This is a genomic window from Pseudomonas sp. FG98, from assembly GCF_057808595.1.
In genome coordinates this window covers 1-11267 of the sequence record NZ_JBMDIJ010000130.1, presented here as the reverse complement: position 1 = coordinate 11267, position 11267 = coordinate 1, and the positions used below count along the sequence as shown (strand labels likewise).

Below are 11267 nucleotides of genomic sequence, written 5' to 3'. Positions count from 1 at the left end.
TTCTTCGCCCGCCTCACCTACGAGCGCAACATGAACCTGCGCAGCCAGGTCAGCGGTTTCAGCAGCAGCCCGAAGGTGGTGCCGGCGTGCATGCTCAGGCTCAGCGGCGACGTGCCCCAGGACTGCTCGCAGACCGTGATCGTGCACACCACCCGCATCAGCGGCGCGCGCAACAAGAACTACCTGGTCGAATTCGAAGGCCTGCCCTATGCCGGGCTGGTGGGCTTCCGCCCGCCGTTGCAGCCCAAGCCGGTGATCGCCGGAACCCTCCCGGCGCGCGTCACCAGCCGCTACAAAAACGACCCCTACAGCCACATCGACAAGGAAGGCCGCTATCGCGTCAGCTTCCTCTTCGACCGCGACAAGCGCGAGCCCGGTGAAGAAAGCCTGGCCATGCGCCTGGCGCGGCCCTACGCCGGCGACCTGTACGGCCTGCACCTCCCGCTGCTGGCGGGGACCGAAGTGGCGATCGCCTTCGAGCAAGGGGACCCTGACAGGCCGTATATCTCCCATGCGCTACACGATGATCGCCATCCGGACCACGTCGCCCGCGACAACAACACGCGCAACGTGCTGCGTACACCGAGCAACAACAAGTTGCGCATGGAGGACCAGAAGGGGCAGGAGCACGTCAAGGTCAGTACCGAGTTTGGCGGCAAGAGCCAGTTGAATCTTGGGCACCTGGTGGACCGGGACGGCCTGAAACGAGGTGAAGGCTTCGAGGTGCGGACCGATCACTGGGGAGCGTTGCGGGCAGGCAAGGGCTTGTTGATCAGTGCCGATGAGCGTCGAAAGGCCCATGGCGAACAGTTGGATATGGAGGATGCGGTCGACCAGCTATATACGGCGCTGTCCTTGCTGCAATCCGCAGCCGATGCCGTGGCCAATGCCACCATGACCCCCGCCGACACCGAAAGCCTGGAGCGCTTGCACCACGCGCTGAGCGGCCTGAAGAAACCCGGAATCCTGATGCATGCCCCGAACGGGATCGGCCTGGTCAGCCCTGAGGGAGTGTGCCTGGCGTCCGCTGCGGAAAGCGTAAGCATCGTCGGCGGGGATAACGTCGATATCGCCGCCGGAGAACACTTCACAGCAGCGGCGCTAGGCGATGCCAGCCTGATGGCGAAAGCGGACATGCAGATCAAGTCGGTGAGTGGCAAGGTCGAACTGCATGCGCAAAACAACCGCCTTCATGCCTTGGCAAAGGACGATCTCAAGATCGAAAGCCTCGAAGGGCGGGTTGAAATAACCGCACCCAAGGAGCTGGTCCTCAACTGTGGCGGTGCCTATATCCGTTTGAAGGACGGAAACATAGAACTGGGCGCGCCCGGCAATATCTTCCTCAAGGCCGCCCATGTGCAAAAACAGGGAGCGGCCACCCTCGATACCCCCGCGACCTTGGTGCCTTCGGGATATTCCGGATTGTTCACCATGCAGGATGAGGCTGGAGTACCGCAGCCTTTCAGTCGTTATCGCATTACTACCGGAGAGGGCAAGGTATTTACCGGCGTTACCGACAAGGAAGGCCAGACCATCAGTGTCAACACCGCATTACCAGGCGCCCTGGAAATCGAGTCGGTGGCATCGGAACAGTGGATCAGGTTTGCGCCGGAAAAAGGTGACTGCCGAGGGTTCACCTGCCTGCTGAAAATGGAAGATGGCCGTGTACTGGAAAGCAAGTTCGATGATGCAAACAGCGTCGGCTTCTTCCTGCATGACGAAACGGAAGTAAAGGAATTCGTAGTGATAAAGCCGGATGGCCAACCCGTGGAATCGAGCCTGGTCGGCAAGATTCTGAGTGAACTTGGAGATTGAGAAATGGATTTTTACCTACATACGCACCCCAGGATGAAAGAGCTGCATCTCATCGAAAGAGATCTGCTGGATGAGGCCCTTCTGGAGTTCGAAGGCGCTGCGTTGAAGTTTTCCTACGATGCCATCAAGGACGCGGAGCAGAGAGCTAACTATGAGCGAAACACCAAGCGGGTAAAGGAGCTGGTGAAACAGCAACTTGAACTGGGCAAGGTCACGGCTAAGTCTGCTGCGGAGTTTTGCTACACCCTGCGCAATCACCTGCTGGCGGAGACGCGCAAGGTGACGTCTGTACAGGGCAGGTCGGTTGTGGAGTGGAGGAAAAAAGTACCTCCAGAGTTGGAACGCTTGCTTAACAATAATGCGGTATCGAAGTATGGCAAGAAATTTGTAGAGCTGAGCTCGAAGCAGAGAGATGCGATTTATTACATGATCGTTGAATCGTCGGCCAGATCGAGTGTGTTCTTCAATGTTCTAAATAAGGCACTGATGGTTGCTGGGAAGGTGTTCATTGTGGTGACGCTTGCTTATGCGATCTATGAAATCATGAGCTCGGATGACAAATTTAAGGAGACGATAAAGCAGAGTGTAACAATCGGGCTTGGTGTGGTTGGGGTGATACTTGGGAAAGCCTTGGCTAGTTCGGTTTGCGGGCCTGGAACACCGATATGTGCGGTTGGGATAGTAGCTGCAAGTGGTGTGGGGTTGGGTACGGTTGCTGGTTTGGTAATTGACAGCATGGATGAAGAGATTGACGAATATTTAGAGTATTGGATTCTCAGTTGAGTTTTTTGTCAGGTTAGCTTCAAGGGGGGATTTATGTTGGTGCTGCTGGTGGTGTTTGTGCCTTTTTTCTTGGGGGTGGCCGGCGTCTGTGTAATGTACTATGTCGCTTTTATTGATGTAAGAGCTATTCTGAGTTGCTTGAAAAGTAGCGAGATTGTTATTTTGCTATCCGATAGCTTTGGTGGCTCTAAGTCAACCTTTGGAATCATGCTCTCTGGCTCTGTGATTTTTCCGAGCAGGCATATTAATGAAGGAACCTTGATTCCGGAAGAGCTCGCGGCAATCCCTAAAATGGTAATGTTTCGCATTAGAGTCGGATTCTGGTTGCTGGCGCTTTCCGCGATATGGCTGCTGGTCAGTTACTTGTATGTCTCCATGCGGTAGCCGGATTTAGTCGAGGGAGGGGCTATGGTCAAACTGGTACTTTTACTGTTCTTGCCTTTATTGCTATGCATGATTGGGGTGGGGGTTTCTTATTATGTCGCTTTTTTCGATATAAAGGTGGTTCTTCAGTCCCTGAAGAAGAGTGAAGTTGTGCCTCTGTTTTTCAGGGATTTTGGTAACTCAAAGTCTACATTTGGAAACCTGCTCTCAGGGGTTGTCATTTTTCCGCGGAGACATATTGCCGAGGGCACATTGATTCCAGAGGAGCTCGCAAAGATTCCCAGGGCGGTAGTGTTCAGGATGAAGTTTGGGTTCTGGCTTATGGCTTCTTCTATGATGTGGATATTGGCAGGTTGTATTTATATGTCCATGCGTTGAGAAGACTGCTTTTAATATGGTGCGCCAAGGATCGTTCCTTGGAAATTTCGAGGTGCGTCTATGGTTAAATTATTATTGGTATTTGTGCCTTTCTTCATAGGTATGGTGGGGGTTGGTGCAACGGCTTATATCGTATTCAGGTATATGAGGGTGATTTTGACGTGCCTGAGGGAAAGTCGAATTGTAACCCTGTTTTTCGAGGACTTTGGTTATTCGAGGCTAATGTTTTCACTGATTCTTGTAGGTGTTGTGGTTTTTCCGGGAAGGCACATTGCTGAAGGTACACTAATTCCGAAAGAGTTGGCCGCGATCCCAAGATCGATAGTGCTAGGGCTGAGATGTGCATTTTGGCTTCAGGTACTCGCCATGACAAGTTTGCTGGTGGTTTGTCTTTATGGCTCTACACGTTAGCTTTTTCTGGTTTTCGACATATTGGCAAAGGAAGGGTAAATGAAAGCATATCGACACCGAACGGACACGCTGAATAGTTGTAAGGTCGTCACGGTAGGCAAACAAAAACGTCATTGGGTCGAGTTCCAGTTGCTCTATGAACTTGGGGCGCCATTGGCGAACATGCCTTATCGGGCAATGAATGAAGCGACCAGGACTGGCTGTGTGCCTGAGTTCAGCGGGCAAAGCGATGAGCAGGGCATCATTCGTCTCGAAGACCTGCACCCCTTGTCCGTTACGCTGTTGTTGCAGGCCGACCCGTTTGCCAAGGAACTCCAGACCCGCCGGTTACGTGCCGTACGCGCCGAGCCGCAGCGTCCGGGAGTGGGGGACAACAGCGAGCTTTACGGGCCGCAGCGTTCAGGTTTTTCACCTTTGGAACAGCAGGCGCATGAGGCGGGATATCGCTATCACTATCTGCGGGTCGGGCAGTTATGTGATGGCCTGCCGGAACTGGAGCCACCTCTGCCCAAGGGCAAAGAGCTGCCGAAGTATCACTTTCCGGATGCGGACTTCAAAGGGTTTACCATCGAGTACGAGCAACTTGATCATCGTCATGTGCTGGAGATTTGTCCTTTCCGGGCGTGGATGTTGGTGTTGCATCATCAGACGGAATATAGCCTGGCAAATGCTTACAATCTGGGGTTGATGAGTATTCTTGCTTATAACTCTGGAGAGGAGCACGTTCATGGGGCTCCGGGCGAATTTTTTATGCGGCAATGCCTGGATCTATCCCGGAGTCCAAAGGTTATAGATGGCGGTCGCGAGTGGCCAAGCTTGGTTGTTGATGTTCCTTTTGACCAGCGTTATACGCTAGCGGAATTTTTGAATACAGGGGATTTGGATCCTCCTCAGGGCGATACTCAGCTATTTTATGCTGTCTGTGCCTTGCAGGTTCTAGTGGCGTGGCGCGGAACTGCAACATTAAAACATGTATTCACTGACTTGACTTTTCGGCCGGTTGAACCGGCATCAAGAGCTGGATGTGATGAGGCCGCTCCTTGTAGGGACTTGACGTCGGTCGGCAAAGTCCACTTGGGTTTTCGAGAGGCATTTGATGTTGCTAAAAAATCTTTTTTCGATGATCTCGATGAAAATGTTACTGAAGAAAGCTCAAACAAAGAGTTGTACATTTGCGGTCATAGCCTCGGAGGCGCCTTGGGGTTGGTTCATGCGGCTTATTTAAAAAATAATGATCCTGTTCTATATACGTATGGCATGCCTAGAACATTCAGTGTGAAAGCTACTCTATCCCTAGAAAAGCTTAAGCATTTTCGTCATGTCAACGATATGGATCCCATCCCCAGCGTTCCTGCCGAGGTTGAGCTCGATAATTATCTCTACGATATATACGGTCACCTGGGTACTACATTGGGATTTGCCTGGTCTGTTGGACAACTGGTCGTGGGTAATGTCGCCAAGTTTGGTGACCCGTATGCCCATCATGGCGAGGTTGTTGCGTTCTACAAAGCGACGCAGCATATCCAGGAGCGTGGCTCGCAGTTCCCTGCATATATGAGCAAAGAAGGATTAGGGGCGCCCTACCATACAAAGGTTTCCAGACGGCTTCCTCACCGCGCCAAGCTTTATGTGGTTCCTGCATTGAGTCTGGAAAAAGACAGGGTTGTCGAGGAGAACCAGAAGGCGTTCGTGAACTCGCTGACTCAGGAAAGCCGAAGCCAGTTTTTCCCAAAGAATGGGAACTTGAAAAAAGGCAGGCTGATCAAGGCGCTTGATCATCTAATGTCTGATGAGTACCAGCCATATATTCACAATCAATTGCTGGAAGCGATCAATCCGGAGCGCATGGTTGAAAGAAAAAAACACAGAGATGCGTTCGAGCAGCAGTTGCAAGAGCATTTTGCACGCATTCATGCTGCCGAGCGTGAGAGAAATCAATCTTTCATTGAACTTCATGGCCTGGTTGACGGTACATTGCGAGCAACTTTCAAGCTTGAAGGTGGACCGCATGCGCTTGAGCGGTTTGATGCTGTCGCCTGCGGCGTAAGTGTCAGAGAGAGACTCGATGGCTGAATCCATTTTTCAGGAGCGGTGCAATGTATTGTCGTTATTTGGTGTTGGTGCTTTTCTGCTTGCTGTTTCTGATTGCACTAAAGGTCAAAGCTTTTATTTTCCTGATGACGGCGAGCGTGTAACTGTGAGCGTGAAAACTCAGGAGGACTTGGAGTTACGCTCTATGGATGCAGTTTATCGTTCCAGTATCTGCACGATTACAAATTACACCGCTGCTTGGGTTTCCTATGAGGTAGAGGGGTATAACTATATTTCGAAGCAAGCTGAGCCAGGCGCCGAGAAAGATGTTTATAAGACGGAATTCGATATTGATGGTGGCGGCGAGTGTAAATGGAAGTTGAGTCGACTGAATTTTGGCGTTCAATACAAATATCCGGAGAGGCTTGCGATGAATCCGTTGGTGGTTGGTGATGGCGACGTGACTGTGCTCTTCGAATACGATGAATTGCCGGGGGATGAACAGTCTGCTTCGATCTTGGGAGATTTTGGTATCAAGGAAGATTACTATTTATGGGTGGCGGACCGGCCGGAGCGGATTCCCAAGATGAAAGTTGGTCTATTTGCGGAAGAGGGTACTCCTCATACCTACAGCGTAAAGGGAGCGCGTTCTATTTATTTCCAGCCTCGCTTGCACTCGGACTATGTGGTTTATTCCTCTTCAGTCAAGGCAAAAGGCAAAGGCTACGACGTGGTGTTCACTTACCCCGATGGGCGCGTAATTGAAGACGGTCGGGTCAGGCCAGCCTTCAAGAGGCTTGGATGTATCCGCCTGCGCTCTCAGTGCGAGGACTAACCAGTGTTGAAAAATAGATTCTGTGAATTTAGGGGCGCCATGAAGTGCTCGCTTGTTTTAGGTTTCGTGTTCTCATTGTTGAGTGCGGCGGGTTGTGCAACGAATAAAAGCTTTGATTTTCCTCAGGAAGGGGAGCGTGTGGTTATCAGAGTGAAAGCTCAACAGGACTTGGCGTTGCGCCCGATGAAGGCAATATATCGATCCAGTATATGCAACTTTACAAATTATACGGCTAGCTGGACCCCTTATGAGAGGGACGGGTATAACTCTATTGTCAAGCTCGGTGAGCCAGAGTCAGAGAAAGGTTTATATAGGGCGGAGTTTGATATTGATGGTGGTGGCAAATGCCAATGGAAACTGAGTAATGTGACCTTTGGTGTCCGGTACAAGCACCCGGAGAAATTTGGAGGCGATTTCCAGAGGACTGGAGCGGGTGGTGTTACTGTCGTATTTGATGATAACTCCGCTCAGCGGAGCGCAGTGTATACGACCGTTCCGGGAGATCTTGAAATCAAGGAGAACTACTACTTATGGGTTGCAGAGCGATTGGTGGTGAACTCCAGAGTCAATGTTGGGTTGCTCGCAGAGGAAGGGTTATTCCTTTCTTACAGAGCTAAAGAAGCGCGCAGTATTTATTTTGAGCCACATTTGTATGCTGATTATATAACTTATTCATCCATGTCCAAGGCAAAAGGCAAAGGCTACGACGTAACATTCACATACCCCGACGGAAGTGTGATCAAGGATGGTCGGGTAAGGCCTGATTTCAGAAAGTTGCAATGTATTCGTCTGCCGTCGGCGTGCAAGAAATGATTAGTCGGCGGCCATCGGCCGACCATCACGACGTTTTAAGTCAGATGGCCATATAAGTTTCACCAATAACCAAACACATCTGCAAAGAGGGAATAACTTATGTTCCAGGGATTCGTATTGCTCGGTGATAAGACCACCCATGGCGGCGAAGTGATATCTGCCTCATCCACCCATATCGTCAATGGCAAGCCAGCGGCGTTGGTGGGCGATCAAGTGCGCTGTCCGTTGCCGGGGCATGGCGTCAACGCGATTGTCGAAGGCACCCCCGATTGGTCGGAAGACGGACGCGCGGTAGCGGTCGATGGTTGTCGCACGGAATGCGGCTGCCAGTTGATTTCCAGCGCTTCCGATTGCGTGGTGGGCTGAGCCATGGGATGGGATCGTCAGCCGTCCGAGACCGTTGCCGCGCCATTGGCGCTTTCGCCCGCGCGCTGGCTCGCCGCCCTGGCGATCGCTGGCCTGGCCGGTGTCTCGTTGTTCTTGCTGCATGCTTCACAGCGGCTCGCGCTGCTGCAAAGCGTGAATATCTGGTTGTTCGCGTTTGCCCCTTTGTTGCTGGTGGCGCTGGCCTTCGCGGTACGCGCCTTTCGCTATGGAGGCACCCTTAGCCATCACGCCTTCCTCGCGGACGAGGCGCAGTTGGCGCAGGAGAGTTGGGAAACATGGACCGGTCGCTATCTGACGGTGCACGACAGTTGTGCGCTGTTGCCCGAGCGGGTTTCCGGTGCTCTGCTGGCCAAGGGCGTGGAGGAACTTTCGTTGCACACCGGGCAGGCGAGGCGTCTATCGATGCTGCCGGATGATCCTTTCGACCGGATTCAACTTAGCCTGTTGCGTTTGCTCGAAGCACTACAGCCGTCCCTGGAAGAGCTCGGGGCGAAAGCGCCATTGCGCGCCACCTTGCTCTGTGATGCCGAAACCACGCGCGGTGGCCAGATCGCCGAAAGCTGGCGGAGAGTCTGGATCAATGTGATGGGCGACGAGCCCTGGACGCCCCTGATTCAGGAAACTGAACTTTCGCTCGCCCGGATCGATGAAAAAATCAGGACGGGCGAGCCGTCGCTGGAGCTGATCCTGGTCGTGCAGACCGAAGGCGGCGAGGCGTATTCGGATGCCCTCGCGGCCTTGCTGGTCTGCCTGGACACCTCGCCAGCGCCCGGCCCTCTGCCGGTGAAGGCGCGGCTGCTGCGTCCCATGCCCTTGGATATCAGCGATCTCCAAGGGGAGGTTGCCGAGTTTATGCAATCCCAGCGTGCAGCGCGTTCGGCGACCGGCCTGTTGGCGGATGTTGCCCAATGGCAGCAGGCCAGCGCCCCGGTACTAGCCGCGAGCCAGGCAGCGGACGCGGCGTTGAAAGCGGAGCAGCAGTGGATTCAAGAGCGTTATTCCGGTGTGCCCGGACCATTCAGCAGTTGGGCGGGCTTGGCGTTGGGTATCGAACTGGTCCAGCACCGTCAGGAGGCACTACTGGTCCTGGGCAAGGAACAGGATCGACAGTGGCTCAGCACTCTCACCGGCCATAAGGAGTCAGCATGAACGGTCGAAGCAATATGTGGCGGTTGGCGGGCGGGGCAATCCTGCTGTTGATGTACGTAGCGTTCCTCGCGGGATTGCTTTGGATGTTGGGTGATGGTCTCGGCTTGGTCACTGTCGGGCAGAAGTTGACGGTCCTGCTGCTGTTGCTGGGATGTTCGGTGCTGTTGTTCCTGATGCCCGGAGTGCTGAGCTATCTGCGTCAGCAGTTGCAGCATCAGCAGGCCGTGGACAAGCAGGTCTTTCCGAAGGCTGATGCCGAAGCGCCGGTTGCGGCGAAAGCCGGTTCCACCAGTCGGCAGTTGCGAAACCATCTTCGCCTTCTCTACGGTCCCTTCTGGCGCCGCAAAACCCGCCTGCTGCTGGTCGCCGGCGAACCCGACCAAATCGAAGCCATCGCTCCAGGCCTCACCGAACAGCGCTGGCTGGTCGGCGAACGCACCGTGCTGTTGTGGGCCGGCAGCCTGCGCAGCGAGCCCGACCCCGCCGACCTCGCCCTGTGGCGCAGCCTCAGTCGCTGGCGCGGCCTGGACGGCCTGGTCTGGGCCCTGACCCGCGAGCAGAGCCTCGATTCCGACGCCATGGGCGTGTGCCAGGCAGCGCTGCATGACCTGGCCTGTGCGCTGCACTGGACCTTGCCGCTGTACCTGTGGGAAGTCCGCACCAGCAAATGGTCGCAAACCGGCCGCGAAACCCAGACCGTCGGCTGCCTGCTGCCGTCCAAGGCCACCACGGTCTTTCTCGAAGACCAGCTCAACGCCCTGATCAAGCCCATGCGTCAGTCCGGTCTGGCGCAGATGCGCAAGAACATGAATCACGACTTTCTCCTGCGCCTGTCCAACGACCTGCATAACGGCGGCATCCCGCGCTGGCTGATGGTGCTGCGGCCTTGGTTGATCGACGGTATTCGCGGCGTGGACCTGCGCGGCCTGTGGTTCAGCCCGGTGGCGGCAGCGCGTACTGACGACAAGCTCGGGCATATCTGGATCGCCGACAAACCTTGGGAGGGGCTGATCGAGGACCGTACTCGTACCCGCCGTTTCGGCTGGCCGGTGCCGCGGATTGCCTATGCGGCGTTCATGGTGTTTGTGGTGGTCTGGGGGGCCGGGATGGCGCTGTCGTTCAGTACCAACCGCGCGCAGATCATTGAAATGCAGGCGCTGTTGCAGACGCTGGACAAGGCGGAGCAGGGCGATGCCCAACTGCTAGCGCTCTATGAGCTGGTCCGCGAGCTGGACCGTCTGGACTACCGCTCCCAGGAGGGTGCGCCGTGGCATCTGCGCTTCGGCCTGAGCAAGAACCAGCAACTGCTCGACACCCTGTGGCCGCGTTATGTCGAACTCAATGCCCGCCTGCTGCGCGACCCGGCCGTAGCACTGTTGCAGGCCCGTCTCGACGCCTTGGTTCGTTTGCCTCCAGGCAGCCCTGAGCGCACCCGCCGCGCCAGCGAATCCTACGAACAACTCAAGGCCTGGCTGATGCTGGCCCGCCCGGAAAAAGTCGATCCGGCCTTTCTGGTGCGGGTCATGGGCGAACTGGAACCCGAGCGCGCCGGCATGTCGCAGGGCGCTTGGCGCGAGCTGTCGCCGAGGTTGTGGCAGTTCTACGCCGATCACCTCGAAGCCCATCCCACCGTGGACCTCGAACCGCGTCTGCTCGGCCAGGCCCGGCAGATCCTGCTTACGCAACTGGGCCAGCGCAACGCCGAAGCGACCCTCTACAAACAGGTCCTCGAGCGCGCCACCAGTCACTACCCGGACCTGCCGTTGAACCAGATGCTCGGCGATACCGAAGCCGTCCTGTTCACCACGACCAAGACCGTGCCGGGCGTGTTCACCCGGGAGGCGTGGGAAGGCGAGATCCGCCAGGCCATCGACGAGATCGCCGAGGCCCGCCGCGAGGAAATCGACTGGGTGCTCAGCGACAGCCACGGCGAAGTGGTGAATCACCTGAGCCCCGACGTGCTCAAGCAGCGCCTCACCGCGCGTTACTTCCAGGACTACGGCAGTGCCTGGCTGACCTTCCTCAACAGCCTGCGCTGGCAGCGCGCGGCGAGCTTGCCGGAGGTGATCGATCAACTGACGGTGATGAGCGATGTGCGGTTGTCGCCGCTGCTTGCGTTGATGGACACCCTGGCCTGGCAGGGTCGTGCCGGCAGTCGTCAGCAGGCCTTGGCCGACTCGCTGCTGGAGTCGGCGCAGCAACTGCTGGCCAAGGACAAGGCGCAGTTGATCGAGCGCGTCGCCCCGCATCTGCAAGGCCCGCTGGATGACACCTTTGGCCC

10 protein-coding genes are annotated in these 11267 nt (G+C 55.5%); all 10 read left to right on the top strand.

The genetic code is table 11. The features are described 5' to 3' along the window. The coding region (locus ACODSK_RS31170) for a DUF2345 domain-containing protein (RefSeq protein WP_489021791.1) at positions 1 to 1815 on the top strand (1815 nt) is incomplete at its 5' end. Between the two features lie 3 nt (positions 1816 to 1818). Beyond that, positions 1819 to 2598, top strand: a complete 780-nt coding sequence (locus ACODSK_RS31165) for a hypothetical protein (RefSeq protein ID WP_489021790.1) — start codon at positions 1819 to 1821, stop codon at positions 2596 to 2598. 33 nt (positions 2599 to 2631) lie between these two features. After that, positions 2632 to 2982, top strand: coding sequence for a hypothetical protein (locus tag ACODSK_RS31160; RefSeq protein ID WP_489021788.1), 351 nt, complete (start codon positions 2632 to 2634; stop codon positions 2980 to 2982). 24 nt (positions 2983 to 3006) lie between these two features. After that, complete coding sequence (locus ACODSK_RS31155) at positions 3007 to 3360, top strand: hypothetical protein (protein ID WP_489021787.1); 354 nt, start codon at positions 3007 to 3009, stop codon at positions 3358 to 3360. 450 nt (positions 3361 to 3810) lie between these two features. Further along, positions 3811 to 5844, top strand: coding sequence for a lipase family protein (locus tag ACODSK_RS31150; protein ID WP_489021785.1), 2034 nt, complete (start codon positions 3811 to 3813; stop codon positions 5842 to 5844). Continuing rightward, a complete protein-coding gene (locus ACODSK_RS31145) occupies positions 5837 to 6637 on the top strand; it encodes a hypothetical protein (protein WP_489021783.1) in 801 nt (266 codons plus the stop codon). Before ACODSK_RS31150 ends, ACODSK_RS31145 begins: the two co-directional genes overlap by 8 nt. Before the next feature lie 3 nt (positions 6638 to 6640). Further along, positions 6641 to 7450 carry a hypothetical protein gene (locus ACODSK_RS31140; RefSeq protein ID WP_489021781.1) on the top strand — a complete coding sequence of 270 codons (810 nt, stop codon included), beginning with the start codon at positions 6641 to 6643 and terminating at the stop codon, positions 7448 to 7450. 99 nt (positions 7451 to 7549) lie between these two features. After that, positions 7550 to 7816 carry a PAAR domain-containing protein gene (locus ACODSK_RS31135; protein ID WP_489021779.1) on the top strand — a complete coding sequence of 89 codons (267 nt, stop codon included), beginning with the start codon at positions 7550 to 7552 and terminating at the stop codon, positions 7814 to 7816. 3 nt (positions 7817 to 7819) lie between these two features. Next, positions 7820 to 8986 carry a hypothetical protein gene (locus tag ACODSK_RS31130; protein WP_489021778.1) on the top strand — a complete coding sequence of 389 codons (1167 nt, stop codon included), beginning with the start codon at positions 7820 to 7822 and terminating at the stop codon, positions 8984 to 8986. Next, positions 8983 to 11267, top strand: a 2285-nt coding sequence (locus tag ACODSK_RS31125) for an ImcF-related family protein (protein ID WP_489021776.1), incomplete at its 3' end; no start/stop codon positions are given. The genes ACODSK_RS31130 and ACODSK_RS31125, both read left to right, overlap by 4 nt.